Here is a 17,565-nt window from a genome sequence, read left to right on the forward strand (position 1 = left end):
GTGAGGCCAGCTTGCTTCACAGCGTTTTGCTAAATCATAAATCATTTCTAATTATTCAATATTCAATAAACCCTTATCACGTTGATACGCTTTATCTGCTGCATCGAGATCATCATCTGAAACACTTTTTCCTGAAGAGATTTTAGTAGTCATTTGATTTAAAAGCTCCGTTACGGAAGGCGGTAGCCAAATCGACGGCTGCATTTTACCTTCTTGCTTGCCGATAGCCTCGGAATATTCTTGCCCTCCGGTTGTCTTATGTTTAACAATAAAAGTATCTAGACCACTGAAAGCACTGTTCTCTAGAAACGGTGCAAGAATGGCAGGATCAATCAATGCATTAATCATGTCTTGTCCACGCTCCTTGTTAGGGTAATTCGCATTTAAGGACACCGTAGCATTGGTTGCAGAAGTAACAAAGTTCGTTCCCTTATCGTCCGGTATTGTAAAGAAGCCCAGATCCACTTTATATTTATCGGCAACAAAGCTGTTTACCCATGGGCCGTTAAAATGCATAGCCGCTTTGCCTTCGGCAACCTGTTGAACAGCTAGGTCATACGTTGTGCTCAAGATACTCTTGGAGATAACGCCTTTTTTAACCATAGCTTCATAAGCCGCAAACATCGATTTAAACTCAGGGCCATTGATTTTTTTTGTACCATCGAATAAATGCTTAGCAATATCAGGATCGGCACCGAACACGAAATTGATTAATGAAAACCATGAGCCTGCAATCGGCCATCCATCTTTATATCCTGAAGTTACAGGGGTAATGCCTGCGGCTTTGATTTTCTCACTTAAATCCAAGAATTCCTGGAAGGTCTTTGGTGCTGTAAGTCCAAGATCCGCAAATACCTTTTTATTGTAGAATACTCCCCAGCCTGAAACATCCACCGGAACACCATATACTTTGCCTCCGTATTTAACTTCGCCTAAAGCGCTTGGCAGAATGTGCGAAGCCCATGCTTGGTCGGAAAGATCAGCCAGGAAACCTGCTTTAGCAAAAGCAACTAAGGCGTTTTGATGAAAAAAGACATCTGGAGCGCTTTTCGTAGCAAGCTGTGCTTTCAACAATTCGTGATACTTTTCCCCTTGAATCGGGTTCCAAACAATTTTCGCATTCGGATAAGTAGCCTTGTATTTCAATTCAACCTGCTTCATATATTCGCCAGCATTGGCATTGTCTTTATTAAGCATCCAATGAGCTACGCTGATTTCAAAGGCTTCCTCATTTGCATTCGCGGTTGCTTCTGGTGCTGCAGTTTCTGGTGCTGCTGTTTCTTTGGCAGGTGCCGAGCTTGCTGCTGAGCCAGTGGCTTCAGGAGTCTTTGCACTGCCGCATCCCGTTAGCAGGATTAGTGTAAAAGCGAGAAGTAATGCAACGAGTGAATATTTGGATTTGAACATGGTTGGTATTTCCCCCTAGTGAGTAATTGTTCAGTGTGCACCTGATAAATGTATTATAGCTTTGATCCAACAAAAGCGGATAGTTAACACTTTTGCTATTTAGTGCTTTATTATGTTCTGTTCGTTTCAGAGCCTTTAAGGATTTACCGAAATGGAGTACCATAGTTTGATAGACTTCAATTAGTAGGAGGAGAAGGTTATTAAACTTATAATTGCATTCATTAGAAAAAAGATTTTCATCAAAATATTTCTCCTGCTCATTGTAGCCACCTCTATTCCTGCCATTGGTTTAACAACCTTTTCGTGGATATACTCGAAGAATTTATTGGAATCCAATTATTTTGATCTGAAGAAAAAGTTGAATATCCAAATTTCGGACAGTATTGATACGAATATTCTCAGCCTGCAGAAGCAAACCGAAGCCATTGTTTATAATATCACGGATATGAAGGATTACATTCACTACACAAAAGATAGTATAGATGAGAACTATTCCCTTACTGCCAATCGCTTGAATCAATTTTTCACAAGTATTCTCTACAACAATGATCGTTATAACGGGATTGGACTTGCTCAGCTGAATGGCGATATTATGAACTATGTCAACTTAGACGGTTATATCATTAAAGGAAGCAGCAAGATTCCCAAGCTGCCCTTAGACGAAATCATTAAACAAAATGGTGCTCCCGTAACAGCCATAATTGACCTCAATACTTATTTCAAGAACAATAGCATAACTCCCAAAAACAATGATGTCATTGCCGTTTACCGCTTGTTATCGGATTACAATTCAGGCAATACTCCGATCGGAATTTCGATTTTTACCCAAGAATTGATTAAATTCGGCGGTATCGTTACAGATGGGAAAGTCGATCCTGATGAAACTGTGATCATCTTAAACAACGATGATAAACTACTTTATACCAGCCAGAAAATGACAGGTTCTTTAACCGAATTAGTCAGTGATATCCATAAGCAGCTAACTGCCGATAAAAAACAAGTCGTATTTGAAAATGATCAATCCCATTTAATTGTTAGCAATTCCTCTCGCTTAGGCTTCAAAGTGATCACGATTGTACCTAAATCCGTAGTGATTGATAAGCTCAGTGTGGTGACAAAGTCGTTTCTCTTATTGCAAATCTTTCTTGTTCTATCTGTGCTTGTCACATCCAATATCATTTCAAGATATATCACAGCCCCTCTGATTAAATTAAAAAGGTCATTTAAAAAATTTGAAATGGGTGATTTTTCAACCAAAACCATTGTAAAAGGAACCGATGAATTCGCAGAAATTTCTAGTGGTTTCAACACAATGACTGAGAATGTCACCACCTTGATTAAGGAAAAATATGAGATGGAATTATATCAAAAGCAATCGGAAATTGAATCGCTTCAGAGCAAAATAAATCCGCATTTCCTCTATAATACACTCTCTACTATTAAGGCTGTCATTCAAAATAATGATGCTGATAACGCTGCGAGAATGGTCCAGTATCTTTCGGACATCTTCCGTTACTCATTAAATTACGGACATTTTGTGGTTACCATTCAAGAAGAAATTGAAATTGTTAAAAAGTATCTAGCCTTGCAGAAATTACGCTTTGGCGAAACCATTCAAATATCCTTCGATGTCGATGAGGACATATTACACTCGGAGATTCTGAGATTATCGATTCAGCCACTTGTCGAAAATGCCATACTTCATGGGCTAGAAGACAATGCGGAAGAACGCAACATTCATATTTCTTTGAAATCGTACACCAATACGGTCAGTGTTTATATAGAAGATAATGGGCGAGGCATGGATAAGGAGAAACTAGATCAATTGAATGCTCTTTTGGCGGAATCTCCTTCACTGGATAAGAACAATCCTGCGCGAAATTTTGTCGGGATTTCTAACGTCAACTCGAGAATAAAATTGTTTTATGGGAATGAATTTGGTGTTCATGTCATGAGTAAATTAAACGAAGGAACCATTGTAAGAATTAATTTACCACTGACTTTGGAGGGTTAAACATGAGGATTATGATCGTCGAGGATGAAAAATTTACGAGAGAAGCGATTGCTAAAGATATTCTAGGGATTGGTAATCATCAGGTCGCACAAGCAGTTGATGGGATCCATGCATTGGAAATAGTCAACGAATTTCAGCCTGAGTTAATATTGGCCGATATCAGAATGCCGCGGATGGATGGATTAGCTCTGCTTAAAGAAATTAAGAATGCCTACCCCAAGATTGTTTTCATAATTATCAGCAGTCATGAGTCTTTTGAATATGCCCAGATTGCTATACAAAACGGAGCTTTATCCTACCTTCTTAAACCTTTTGACATAGAGGATCTCAAAGGCTGTTTACTGCGCGTCGAGTTTCTGTTTAATAAAGAAAAAGAAGCTAATAATTGGCTCAATGAAACAGAGCAAAATGCCAGGAAACATAAGGAGCTTTCCAAGAAATATATCCTTAAAGAATGGATCGAAAATGATAGTCTCCAACTCAATGAAATAGACTTCAATTCACGTTTAAAAGGAGTGGATATTACATTTCCCTATTCAGCTTTTATCGTAATTTCCGTAAATATTGATTCTTTAAATCAGCTTATTGCCCTCCATACACATCCTGATCTTCAATTGTTCCTATTCTGTATCGAGAATATAACCGAAGAAATAATCGGCAAGCTAAACATAAACGTGCATCCTTTTGAGTCTGAAGGCTCGCTTAGCTTTCTGCTTAATTCCCCTGTACATCCAAACTTGCCAGAGCAAATAACAGGAGCTTGCCAAGAGATTGTTAGAACAATCAGTAAGCTGATGAAATTTACCATAACCATCGGGATCGGCTGCGAGGTTCAAGCTGTATCAAATCTGCATACCAGTTATGCTCAATCCAAGAAAGCAACCTTGTCTAACCTCGGTAAAGGCGGAAATCAAGTTTTTAAATATATCGAAGCTCGCGAGGAATCACTGTCCCCTAAAGTACTGATCGATTATGAAATTGAAACCCAGTTATTATTGTTTATGGAGGCATGTGATAAAGCGTCTGCCCTTCATCTAATCACTGGCTTATATAATCAGACGAAAGAGCAGAATAGAATAGGTGAACCTGCTGATTTCATGAAATTAAATTTCCACATTTCAATTGTTATTTTCAAGCTGATGAATCAGTTGAAATTACACCCCGAGGAGTTGTTCTATAGCGAAATAAAGCTGTATAAGCAGCTTAACAATTGTACAAGCTTTCAGGAGATGCTTGAAGTTATTGCCTATATCTGCGATAAATGCTTTGAAGAAATCACTACTCATGATCGCACATGGAATAATACGTTAATCACCAAAGCAATGAATTATCTGCTAAAGCATTACAATGAAGATATTAGTCTTCAATCAGTCTCTAAACAACTATTTATTAGCTCCCCCTATCTAAGCAGGCAATTCAAAAAAGTATACAATCAGAATTTCACAGATTTTCTTATTAACTATCGAATCAATAAAGCCAAAGAATTTCTGCTGACAGGACAATACACAGCTAGTGAAGTATCCGCTTTAATTGGCTTTAAGGACGATAAGCATTTTTTCCGTACTTTCAAGAAAATAACCGGCTTAACGCCAAGGGTCTATAAACTGGGTAACTTCGAACAAACTAAGAGCTCCGAAAAGTAATCAAGTCTGAATTGAACTGGAAGCATTTTTGCACAAGGTCCTTTGGCGTACTATCGCTTTCGCCCCAGAACACGGTATATCTAAACTCATAAAACCCGCCAATAGTTGCTTTGAAATTTGTTTCCCAAAAATTGTTGAGCATCCAGGAATACATGTTTTCAAACGATTGAATTGTTGGATTGGCTGCTGATAATGACCTTTGGCCATATTCTAATTTCCCCAACTGAATTAATGGGGCATCTGTCGTCCGATGTAATTTTACTGTCTTGGCTTTCCCAATCCGCAAAAGCGTAAGCAGGGACAAGCGCTGCCATAAGTAATATAGCCATGAATAAGGATAGAATACGTTTGGACTTCATATAGTTCTCACACTCTTTCATTAATTGTAGTTTTAATGCGATAAAATAAGCACGATTGCAAAATTTAGCCGATGATTTATTTTAATCCTCCTTTGCATTAATCAATTGAGCCTACTAACTTAGTTTTAGTCTAGAAGAAAAATGTCGAAGCAAACAGTAGCAATTGTCATACTTTGTCATATGACAGATGATCTTTTTTTTGTAAATAAACAAGGAACCTGAATAAATTCTTCGAGTCTCTCGTTAATGTGACGGCTCCCGCGAGCAGCAAAAAGGAAGAGGAGCGAGCTGCCGCAACTGGCAGTTCACTCCTCTTCCCTTCACTTGGACAAATACCCATCAATCTCCTACGGACAGAGACCCTTCTGTTCTTTTCAGCTCATTGATGTACTCTGTGATCGAGATGACTCGGCCTTCTACACGCGATTTCTCTGCAGCAAAAGCCATCAAATGACTTTGGACAGAAGCTCTTGCATTCGTTAGCCCAACTTCCTTCCCATCGCTTTGAACAAGACGGATAAAATCCCGCATGATCCCATGATCGCCGCCCCCATGTCCTTCTGCAGGTGCATCCAAGAGAATCTTTTCCTTCTTCCCTGTAATAAAGCTGGTCACTTCGATTTCGTTTTTCTCCATATCTCCACGAATTTGGCCTCGGGTCCCCATTAACTTAACGGATCTACCACCCTCATGTGTAAAAGCACTCATCGTAAAAGCAACTGTCACTTCATTAGCAAATTCCAGATTTACTACCTGATGATCAACTACGTTGTTGTCACAATGGAATACACATCTGCCATATGGCCCTTCCTTCAAAGCCTGTAACACGCCTTCATCGCCTGAATCACTGCTAACTGTAGAGCGCAGAACATTTGCCATCCAATCTTTCCCATCAACATATATTTTCGGTGCATAATAAGGACATTCATCCTGAACCGGACAGCCGTCTAAACAGTGTAACGGTGCGCCTTCAGGGGCATTTTTACTATTGAAATAAGTCAGTGACCCGAATGACGACACTTTTGTGCAATCCGCATCGGCCAGCCACAACAGAATATCCATATCATGACAGCTTTTAGCCAGAATCATCGGACTGGAGGTTTGCGAATTCCGCCAATTCCCCCTGACGAAGCTATGAGCCTGATGCCGGTGCTCCACATTCTCTGTATGCTGAATGGTGACAAGCTTGCCAATAGCACCGTCTGTGAGCAATTTTTTGATACTCGTAAAGAATTCCGTAAACCGCAGCACATGGCATATAGAAAATACACGTTCATATTTTTCAGCATATTCGCCCATAATGAGGCATTCCAACGGACTTGGCGACATCGGTTTTTCCAGCAGTACATGATACCCTTTCTCTAAAGCCCGAATCGCAGGCTCAAAATGCATCTGATCTTGTGTACATATAAGTACAGCATCAGCCAGCTTTGGCCCTTCTAGAAGCTCCTCCCAAGATGCAAAACAATTCTCCTCAACAACACCGTGGGTTCGCTTAAATAGATCTCTTCTTTCTATACTTATATCAGCTACGGCAACAAACTCAATATCTTCCGCACAATTCAATGCATATGAAGCATAAGCATCCATACCCCTTTGCCCTGCGCCGATTAATGCTGCTTTGATTTTCCCCATACTCTGTATCTCCCCCTGCTGCTTTTTTAAAATAAGATGCAGGCGTCCTTCGTTTTACTAGAAGGAAGCCTGCGATGAACAACTTATTGGAATTTAATTTCATCTATATAGACTGTACCGCTGAACCCATTCGAAAATGATAAAGCCACATTGCCTGGCGTTACTCTGTTAACCCCATTGCTGACTAAATTAAAAGCAATATCTTTATAGCTTGTCGTAAGCGTATTACTACTAAACAGAGCCAAAGTTTTTGTCACACCGCCAATATTTACATTGATGTGGGTCTGTTCACCTCCAACAGCTCCCTTTATTCGGATAATCATAGTTGTATACGCTGAAATATCTTGATTTATATCACTTCCAAACCATCCTGTATTGTTATATTGCAAGGCTAATGCTCCACTGCTAATAACTCCTGCCCCTGCCCCATTCGAAAATGAATTTGCTCCTGTCCATTTGCCTAAGCTATTGGTACCTGGCCATAATGCAGCATTGTTGAAGGTATCCAAATACAAACCTCCACCCGGCGTTGGTGTTGGCGTTGGCGATGGTGTTCCAGTTGGTGTCGGTGTTGGTGTTCCAGTGCCGCCAACTATTGTAATCCGGTCAAAGTCAGGGGCATACCCCGTCGCATTGCTTAACTTAATCGTATTGTTTCCGGCTTGCAAGCTTACACTTGTTTGCAAAGTGCCTACTGTTGTCCATCCCCCGCTGTTTGCGAAATTCAACGTCACGAGAGAGCCTCCGTTGACGCTAATACTAGCTGACCTGCTGGTATCTCCGTTCAAATAGTTAATTTTCAGTGTATAGGTTCCTGCGGTGGATACATTCACGCCATTAAATTGCAACGTCCCGTTGTTATTGCCAACGTACCCAACTTTATTTCCTCCTGAGCATGTGGTGCAAGTACTTATAACTGCTGCTCCCGCCAATGTATTTGCACTCGCTTCTGCTTCATACGATGTTGAATTTGGCGTTGGTGTTGCGGTTGGCGTCGCTGTTGGTGCTGGTGTCGCGGTTGGTGTTGCAGTAGGTGCTGGTGTTGCAGTTGGTGTTGATCCGCCAGTAAGACTGTAAGACAAGGAATTATCACTCTTTAGGCTATTAAACGTTCCTAAGTTTTGATCGCTCGGGTCTTGTCCGATTCCAACCTTACCAAGCGGCGTTCTCCCACCATTGTAATAGTTCGTGTTAGCAAATCGTACACTTGGTTTATTTCCCGCAGGGTCTAGTACAGCCACAGCTAAGGTATAGGTTCCGGCAGCTAGATTCGAAGGAATTGTAAACGCGCCTGATACTGTGTTGACCGCAGGGGCATTACTGTATGTCCTTGAAGAACTATTCCAATTCGTACCTGGCAACCACTGCGTAATGTTTGTATTGAAAGTACCCGACCAAGCAACTGACTTGTCAGCCCTCAAAAGCGAGGCTTCAACTGGCCAATTATAATACATAGGTGATGAACCTTTATTCACTATGCTGAGCGAGACATTCATCGTTTGCCCAGGGGTAACGTTTCCGGAGAATGTAGCTTGATTAATTACATATCTATAACCAAGTACTTTCTGCATCGCGGTTGCCCCAATTTCAACGGTGGGATTTCCAGCATTATATTCAGCAATCCATCCCAAGCTGGATGTATGAGTATTCATAATCCAATCAATTACATAATTGGTATTGGCAGTGCTGCCTAAGGTTCCATCTGGGCTTCCCCCAAGATTGGCTTGATTTCCCCAATCATATGCGACTTCTCCGCTGTTAATCTGCGTTCTCCAATTATCTCTTGAAATTTCACCATTACCGCCTGTTGCGTCATCCGGTAGAGCAAAGGAATCCCACTGGGTACCAAAGTTATAGCTTGTAAAGGTATCCGGATAGCGTATCATTACTTTTTTATTGGGAAAAGCAGCTGTATAAGCATTGCCGAATGCAGTTTGGAAACTTAAAGGAATACGGTCTGTTCCATCGGCGAATTTAAGCGGCCATATATGTTGTTCTCCCCAATTCCCAAACAACCCTAACTCAATGGCTGCTACACGAGGATCGTTATCCCAAGCCTGTCCCAGCTTTGCAATAAAAGCCACCATTCGTGATTTATAGGTATCAGATGTCCACCTTTCTACAGGATCATTATTTGGAATTCCATCCGCCCAAAATTCTCCGGTGTTTGGATAGACGATAACAACACGCGGAACAACTTTAATGTTCCTGGCTTCAATTCCAGCCCATGCTGTATTGCTCCAATCCTTGATTTTTTGGACGGAATCCGATGCGAAGTTTTCAAGATCCGTATATCTTATATATTGTTTATAAATAGATGTATATTCTTTATCTGGGAATGTGTTGCTCCCAATATATACAGAGGGTCTAAACCCCATATTCGGGTTTTTGAAAGCTTCGGATGTTTCTAAAGGATTGACGGTTATATTACCGATTGCAGCACTTACAGTATTATTAGATTTACTATAATTCAATGTTCCAAAAACAAGCGTTAAAGCAACCACAAGTGCAAAGATTTTTCCGATTTTCATAAATTTGCCTCCGATTATTATTGTCCATTTTGATTGCGCTTACATTTTTGATATTTAAGAAAAATAAATTTATAATTACCTCCTATAATTAAAACTAACAACTATTGCAATCCAAAACGGTACCGTTATTTTTTGCAAATGATTTAGGAAACTATTTGCGCAATTGTTTTCCTTTCCTTAGTTTATAATTTAATGAAAGCTTAGTCAATCTTTTTTATAGATTTCGTTAGTTAGCATTTTAAATTTTTTATCTTTATGCACATAAATTGTGCGTATAAAGCTGCGAAAGCTGCCGATAGGATCGGCAGCCTAGACAAGCTTTTGTTTATTTAGTTAATGAATTGTGAATATTGCAAAAAGCGTTTTATCATGACAACAGACTCTGCACGGCTTGCCAAGTCCACAGGTGCAACAGTTGTATCTGTTTTTCCTTGAATAATGTTAGTTTCAATCAATTCGGCTAACGAAGCTTTTGCCCATAAGCTAATAGTTCCTTTATCTGAATAATTGCCTAGAATTTGATCTTGTTTATCCTTAACATCAACAGATTTGTTAACATACTTCAATGCTCTGGAGAACATAACCGCCATTTGTTCGCGAGTTATTGGATCATTTGGCTTGAATCTACCATCTGCGTAGCCTTCAAGTAGCTTTGCATTAACCGCTGTTGCAACAATCCCTGCATACCAGTCCACATTAGTAATATCACTAAAATTAGTGAGTGTATTAACTGGGGATAGACCAAGAGAACGAACGAGAATTGCCGCAAATTCTGCGCGTGTAATCGAAACATCCGGAACAAAATTAGTTTCTGATATTCCTTGGATTATCGTCTTTGAAGCTAACAGATCGATATCATCTTTTGCCCAATGACCGTCCAAATCAGAAAACAGCTTATTGTTGGAAACTACCGTATATATACTGTTTCCGTTACGTTTCATTACAACTTCCGTCTTACCGTCAACCACTTTGAAAGTAGCTGGGACGAAGCTAAATGTTCTCTTCTCAGGATCATAAAGTACAGCAGTTGCTTTTGTCGAATCGATGGATTGAAGCAGGATAATTGATCTTTCTACATACGTACTGCCGAAATTATTGACTACAACCGTTTTCCCATCTGCCTGGGCAGTGATGCTGAAATCTAATGCAGGTGTAAGTAAGGTATAACCTTCACCTTCGATAGTAGTTGATAATTGTTCTGCTTCAGCTCCCGTTACTTTTTCAATGACTACATTGATCGTAATATCCTTAGCATTTACACCAAGACTTTGTGCTAAGGCTGCCATATCTAAAACTTTGATAGGCATTTCATAGTTACCCAAATCCGTTTGTACATTTATGTTTGCGTTAGGTGTATTAAGAAATGCATCAATAAATGCGGAAGCAGGAAGTTTAATTATTGCAGTACCTCCAGAATTTTTTACATCAATGACAATCGTTTGTGCTCCAATTTCTTTGCTCTTGAGTAAATCGAATGCATCATTGAGTTTTTGAGCATCAATCGTAACTGTTGTTTCTGACTTGCCATTTTTATCAGTTCCTTGGACTGACTTCACTGCATCATCACCTAGTTTGAGTTCCTTGGAAGCATCTGGTGTTGGTGTTGGTGTTGGTGAAGCTGTTGGTGTAGCTATTGGTGCAATTGTTGGTGTAGCTGTCGGTTTGGCTGTTGGTGCCGGTGTTGGTGTTGGTGTTGGTGTTGGTGTTGGTGTTGGTGCTGTCGTAATTGTTATGACTTTTGTCCCTAGAATTCCTGATCCATCTTGTGCTGTTGCCTTGACGGTTACGGTACCGACTTTGACTGCCAAGAGCAACCCCGTCCCGCTGATTGCGGCCATGCCGTTATCCGAGGCAACGCTCCAATCCACCTCTTTCTGGCTTGCATTCGCAGGCAATACAGTTGCACTCATCTGTAAGGTGCTACCACTAGTTACTTCTGTAGCACTTCCAGCTCCTGTGACATTTATGCTTGTTATAAGGATTGGATTTGTTGGTTCTTGAGGCGCCGATGTAATTGTTATGTCTTTTGCCCCCACGATTCCGGATCCATCTTGTGCGGTTGCCTTGACGGTTACGGTACCAACTGAGGTTGCCGTTAGCACTCCTGTCAAGCTGATTGTGGCCGCACCTGTTTCTGCAGCAACACTCCAAATTATTTCTTTGTTGCTCGCATTCGCAGGCAATACAGCTGCGCTCATCTGCAAGGTGCTGCCATTGATAATTTCTATTGCGCTTCCGGCTCCTGTGACATTTATGCTTGAGACTGGCACTGGAATTGGTGCAACTGTTACATTAAATACCTTTTCAATATTGCCATCAGAAGTCTTGGCCTTAATTGCAGTCTGACCTTGTCCGACTCCCGTAACCAAGCCATTTGACGAAACATAGGCTATTTTATTGTCTCCTGAAGTCCATGCAATCTCTTTATTACTCGCATTCTCGGGAGCTAGTGTAGTACCGATTTGAGTACTTGAACCAAGAATCAAGCTTATTTGGTTTGTTGTATTTACCGTTAAATTCTCAACTCTTATCGGCGCTTGTGCAGAGCCACCCGTTACATCTACACTGCCGAGATTCAGCCATCCCTCTCCATCTTGTTCTTCATTCGCAAAATAAAAATGATTAGCATCTGCATTAACTTCGGTTAGTGGATTCACAAAACGAAGTAAAATCTCATAGTTTCCATTGCTTAAATCCGGATTACTCAAGGATTCAAATAACTTATTGTGATTAAACCCATTATCATTGGGCAGCACTCCATGCAGATCCCATTGGGGTTCCCATATTTTCACGATGCTGTCTCCTGATTTTGCAGCAAGCTCGACTTTCCAGTTGTAGTAGAATGGCGCAACGCCTTCGTTTTGGATTTCCATTGCCACCTTCAAATCTCCATCTGCCCCGTCCAAATAAGCAGCTGGAACATAATAATCGTACCCCATACTGCGCGAACCCTCTTTGGCTCTCTCTAATGGCTCGCTTTCCAATGGAACTTGGAATACCCCTTGGTTAATCAACCAAGAAACATGAGTAAGATTCACACTTGTGTTGAAATCTTCTCCCTGCTGGCCATCAATCGGTTGGCTAGGTTCATTATATATAGGCGGATTATGATTCCACATTTTCACTTGTGTTTCCGGTCTTACCTCGCCGCCCATATTTTGAGTTTTCCAAAACTCAGTATCACCTGCATCAATTACACGACCCCAGAACTTCCAATTTTGCCCGCCCATACTTAAAGGCAGTGTCTCAAAAGCAAACGAATCATCATGATATCCAATATTGAAATCTTTTGTCTCAAATGTGGCATTTGCCATCGGATATCTTAAAACGAGCATCGTTTTGTTGAATGCTGTATCCATTGCGGTTAGAACACGTTTAAGGTTTTCACTTGAAGGCATCAAGTTTCGATTAGGTACACTGGAACCCGTTGGAATAGTCTGTCCATCATATGGATAAGTGTGCCACTCTCCCCAGAAACCAATTAAACCAGTCATGATATATCCAACTCGTGAATCTCCGTCATACCGCTCACCCATAGCTCCAATGAAGTTCTCCAATGCAGCCATCAGCTTAGGATCATTGTAATTGGGTGCTACACTAGTAGCATCGTCTCCATTCAAGTAAGCATCATAGTTATATGTTTCCAGTCCGCCATCCAGCAAAAATTGTGGAATTCCAGAAGCTTTGTTCGGGTAATCCAAGTAAATACGGAATACGGCTTGATGACCTCTAGATGCAATATCTGCAATTCTTTGATCCATGTCATCCCAGTTAAATTGGTCTAGTCCACTCATAATATTATTAAGCGGCAAATAGAAGAACTCCATACTGTAGGGCATTTGTGAAGGGGCATCCCGCCAATTGTCCCCCTCCTTATAGTAGGCTTCCTCAGTAGCATCATAGAATGGGATAAATCCTTTTAACGGATTATCGACTGGCGCTTGTTTATATTGCAACGCTTGCGTTCCATTTTCTGTAGCCCAAGCTGGAGGCTGAGGGCGTGGGACCGGTGTCGGTGGTGGTGTAGTTGTTCCGCCTCCGCTCTTTCTGGCTGTGTTAGCAAATAATCCAAGCTCATCCATACCAATAACGGAATTAACCAGCTGGGATGGATTATATCCAATTTGGAAGCCAAGGCCTTTGCTCGGATCTAGCTCAGCCGTACATGTTGCTTGATTACCATCACATTGCCAAGCTGCTTGCACAAACTGATCCCAAGGTATTCGGACCATACCTTTATAATTGGCAGCAACCGCAAGCGAACCTCCATTAAACGTTGTAGTTTGCCAACCGCCTACAGCACTTGTGATTAAAGCTGAGCCGGCGGTTTTTAAACTAAACTCTCCTTTTGCCACATCGGTTAGAAGTGTAACACTTAAATTCAATAAATTATCATCGGTAGTGGTATTATCCATCCAGAAGGTTACACCATCATATCCAGACCAATCGCGATTCTCTGCCGGAATTGTATGTTGAATGTTAATCCATGTCGCATCGGGGTTAACTGTCGTGAGCTTCAGCGCATTGCTTCCATTCAAGCCATTCGATGTACCCAATGCTCTCATAACTGGACCTGATATCGGCAAAGCCCAAGTTTCTCTCCATTCTGCTTGCAATGCCGCATTATCAGCATATGACTCAAAATCGTCCAACTTCTTCTCCGCTCTCCAAAGTCCAAGCTCATCTATACTTATAATATTGTTTGTATACTGCGATGGATTATAACCAAATTGAAACGCATTAACTTCGCTCGGATCCAATTCAGCACTGCAGTCTGCTGGATCACTACATTGCCAAGTCGCCTGCGCAAACTGAGCCCAAGGAATTCTAATCATACCTTGATAGTTGGCACCTAGATGCAGCGAACCTCCAGCAAACGCGGCAGTTTCCCACCCTCCTTCTACAGTCGAAATCATAGCTGATCCGTTTGTTTTTAGATTAAATTCTCCATTTGCTGCGGAAGTTATCAGCGCTATATTTAAATTCATTGCCGTATCATTGGTTGTGGTGTTATTTACCCAGAAGGTTACACCATCATATCCAGACCAATCGCTATTCTCTGCCGGAATAGGATGTTGAATGTTAGACCAGGTCGAACTGGAATTAGCTACCGATAGCTTCAGCGCCTTGGTTCCATTCGAATAGTTCGCCGTATCCAATGTTCTCGAAATTGAATCTATGCCGATATCTCCATCTGGCAGTTCCGTCCAAGATTCCGTCCAGGCCGCCTGCAATGCGGCATCGTCCGCGTAAGCTTCGAAATCATCGATTACAGATGATACAGACGATCCCGCACCTGGAGTTGTTGGTGGTGCTGCACTTGCGTTAGAAAAACGAATCTCATCTATATATACGGTACTGCTTTTTCCTTGATTGAATAATAGCTCGATACTCCACATATTACTCCGGTCTACACCGTTGTCGTCTATATTAAACGTAAAATCCTTATAGCTAGTCGTGATCGTATCTCCGCTAATAGCAGCAAGTGTTTTTTGAACGCCGCCAATTTTTACTAAGAAGTCGTTCTCCTCTCCGCCATTGAGTCCTTTCATTCGGATAGTTAATTTCGAATATCCTATGACATCATCGGGGTTGATACCACTGTTAAACCATCCGCTCTGGTTATATTTCAATGCTATTGCCCCGTCAGTGACGTCTACAGTCGCAAATGATTCTGCTGTTGTCCATGAGTTTTTAGCATTCTTGTGATCCAAGAATCGTGAAGCATCGCTAAAATCCTCCAATAAGTAATCATCACTTGGCGTTGGCGGTGCTGTCGGCTGTGTTGTTGGTGGTGTTGTTGGTGGTGTTGTCGGCGGTGTTGATCCTCCACTTGAAAAACGAATATCATCTATATATACGGTACCGCTTTTTCCTTGATTGAATAATAGCTCGATACTCCACATATTACTCCGGTCTACACCGTTGTCATCTATATTAAACGTAAAATCCTTATAACTAGTCGTGATCGTATCTCCGCTAATAGCAGCAAGTGTTTTTTGAACGCCGCCAATTTTTACTAAAAAGTCGTTCTCCTCTCCGCCATTGAGTCCTTTCATTCGAATAGTTAATTTCGAATATCCTTTGACATCATCGGGGTTGATACCACTGTTAAACCATCCGCTCTGGTTATATTTCAATGCTATTGCCCCGTCGGTGACGTTTACAGTCGCAAATGAATCTGCTGTTGTCCATGAGTTTTTAGCATTCTTGTGTTCCAAGAATCGTGAAGCATCGCTAAAGTCCTCCAATAAGTAATCATTACTTGGCGCTGGCGTTGTTGTTGGTGGTGTTGTAGGAGGTGTTGTTGGAGGCGCACATGGAGCCTCACATTCACCAATAAGCACATTTCCTAAATTCAACCATCCGTCTGAGTTTTGCTCTAGATTTGCAAATCTTAGCTTTTTAGCAGCACTAGAGATCGCTTCTAGAGGATTGACTACCTTCATAACTAAAGAATAATAGCCATCTGCCAAATCAGGTGAAGCAATTGTAGTATCAAAATAATAAGGCTGCCCAAAAGGGACATACTTCGGATTCCCCGGAACATTCCATTCTGGGTACGTTCTTATTTGCAAAGGCTGAACCTTGGTAATATCCCATGCAGTATCCCATGATTTAATAATATTTCCCGATGCATCCTTTACGCCAAGCTCTACTTTCCATGGATAGGTGAAGGGTGCGACCCCTTGATTTTGGATGCTGACACCAACTTTAAGCGGTGCTCCTACAGGAACATTGTTATAGTGAGCACTTTCCACGTAAAGGTCGTAGCCCATTTTTCTAACACCTTCAGCAACAGCCGCATTGCTGGCACTATAGTTACTGATTCCACCTTGGTTGATCATCCAAGTCGCATGACTTAGTTCAATGTCATCCATTGCATTGTCTACATTGCTGCCACCGCTAAAGAAATTACTTTGAATTTCTGGTCTGACTTCCCCGCCGATGCTTTGAGTTATCCATTTATTCTCCGCACCAGCATTCAGCATATGGGTCATGAATGAATAATACGATCCACCCATGCTTTCAGGTTGAGTAACACTTTGAAGTGGGTTTCCTTCTTTATAGCCGAACGAATCGTCATGATAACCAATGTTATAATTCACTGCATTGTGCAGCTTTGGATATCGAATTTCCAGCTTTGTTTGATTAAACGCAGTATCATAAGCACTGATTAATGATTCTACTGTAGCATTACTGGGCATATAATTCGGCAGCCCATCGCTTGTATCGTCATCATACGGCCAAGTATGCCATTCGCCCCATAACCCGACGAGTCCCATATGAATGAAGCCGATTCTTGGATCACCATCGTATTCGGTTCCAAATGCCGCTATAAAATTTTTAAGATATGTCACCATTTTCGGATCGTCATAGTTCGGTTCAAGCTGACTAAAAGAAGCATTATTGCGCATTGCTACTCCGCTAGCAGCAATAAAGTCCGGAATTGCACTTTCCTTTCCAGGATATTCAAGATAAATTCTCACCGCTGCATGCTTCCCTCTTGCTGCGATTTCATTTAATTGCGCTTCTAATCCTGTGTCAAAGGTAAATGAGTTGGCACCGTTCATTACTGCTTTAAGTGGTACATAAACCCATTCTATACTATGTGGAAAAGATTGGGTTGGCCAAGGATAGAATGGCGCAAAACCCTTAAGTGGATTGTCTAAAGGACTAGGAGCATGCGTCAATTCATGCACATTTAATGACGCATCTATTGTTGGACTAGGAAAGGGCAGCACTGGTACACCTACAGATGCTGCGGAAGCAACGGATACGATATTCATATAAAGTGAAGCTATTAAACTAACGACTGTAAGAATCTTAATAAACTTATTCCTTGCGTAATGAAAAACAAACTTTTCCAATTAAATTCCCCCTTAATTATATTACCTACGACACTTGACCCTTTATATGTATGTTGTAAAAGCTTCTGCTAAAATTGATTTGATAGCATTACTAATCAATAATGA

Annotated in this window: 7 protein-coding genes; 2 read left to right on the forward strand and 5 right to left on the reverse strand. The window is 41.2% G+C overall.

Annotated elements, in window-relative coordinates; all coding sequences use genetic code 11:
• Positions 1 to 51: 51 nt before the first annotated feature.
• On the reverse strand, positions 52 to 1,407 hold the full coding sequence (locus EHS13_RS29935) for an ABC transporter substrate-binding protein (protein ID WP_155703885.1): 1,356 nt from the start codon (positions 1,405 to 1,407) through the stop codon (positions 52 to 54).
• A 358-nt stretch (positions 1,408 to 1,765) separates the two neighbouring features.
• On the opposite strand from EHS13_RS29935, the gene EHS13_RS29940 reads away from it, so the two are divergent.
• A complete protein-coding gene (locus tag EHS13_RS29940) occupies positions 1,766 to 3,421 on the forward strand; it encodes a sensor histidine kinase (protein WP_155703886.1) in 1,656 nt (551 codons plus the stop codon).
• Positions 3,422 to 3,423: 2 nt separating this feature from the next.
• Complete coding sequence (locus EHS13_RS29945) at positions 3,424 to 5,064, forward strand: response regulator (RefSeq protein WP_155703887.1); 1,641 nt, start codon at positions 3,424 to 3,426, stop codon at positions 5,062 to 5,064.
• A gap of 158 nt (positions 5,065 to 5,222) precedes the next feature.
• Here the strand turns inward: EHS13_RS29945 and EHS13_RS29950 are convergent, their stop codons facing one another.
• The 4 genes from EHS13_RS29950 to EHS13_RS29965 form a co-directional block, all read right to left on the reverse strand.
• On the reverse strand, positions 5,223 to 5,423 hold the full coding sequence (locus tag EHS13_RS29950; protein ID WP_155703888.1) for a hypothetical protein: 201 nt from the start codon (positions 5,421 to 5,423) through the stop codon (positions 5,223 to 5,225).
• A 339-nt stretch (positions 5,424 to 5,762) separates the two neighbouring features.
• Positions 5,763 to 7,058: a Gfo/Idh/MocA family protein gene (locus tag EHS13_RS29955; RefSeq protein WP_155703889.1), complete on the reverse strand. Its 1,296-nt coding sequence runs from the start codon at positions 7,056 to 7,058 to the stop codon at positions 5,763 to 5,765.
• Between the two features lie 83 nt (positions 7,059 to 7,141).
• Positions 7,142 to 9,589: a DUF4832 domain-containing protein gene (locus tag EHS13_RS29960; RefSeq protein ID WP_155703890.1), complete on the reverse strand. Its 2,448-nt coding sequence runs from the start codon at positions 9,587 to 9,589 to the stop codon at positions 7,142 to 7,144.
• 329 nt (positions 9,590 to 9,918) lie between these two features.
• A complete protein-coding gene (locus EHS13_RS29965; protein WP_155703891.1) occupies positions 9,919 to 17,460 on the reverse strand; it encodes an Ig-like domain-containing protein in 7,542 nt (2,513 codons plus the stop codon).
• Between the last annotated feature and the right edge of the window lie 105 nt (positions 17,461 to 17,565).

This window comes from Paenibacillus psychroresistens, assembly GCF_009728935.1.
In the GTDB taxonomy this organism is placed as follows: Bacteria; Bacillota; Bacilli; order Paenibacillales; family NBRC-103111; genus Paenibacillus_AC; species Paenibacillus_AC psychroresistens.

Coding starts and splice junctions, on each gene's coding strand:
- EHS13_RS29935 (WP_155703885.1), bottom strand. CDS start 1,407: ATGTTCAAATCCAAATATTCACTCGTTGCATTACTTCTCGCTTTTACA.
- EHS13_RS29945 (WP_155703887.1), top strand. CDS start 3,424: ATGAGGATTATGATCGTCGAGGATGAAAAATTTACGAGAGAAGCGATT.
- EHS13_RS29950 (WP_155703888.1), bottom strand. CDS start 5,423: ATGAAGTCCAAACGTATTCTATCCTTATTCATGGCTATATTACTTATG.
- EHS13_RS29955 (WP_155703889.1), bottom strand. CDS start 7,058: ATGGGGAAAATCAAAGCAGCATTAATCGGCGCAGGGCAAAGGGGTATG.
- EHS13_RS29960 (WP_155703890.1), bottom strand. CDS start 9,589: ATGAAAATCGGAAAAATCTTTGCACTTGTGGTTGCTTTAACGCTTGTT.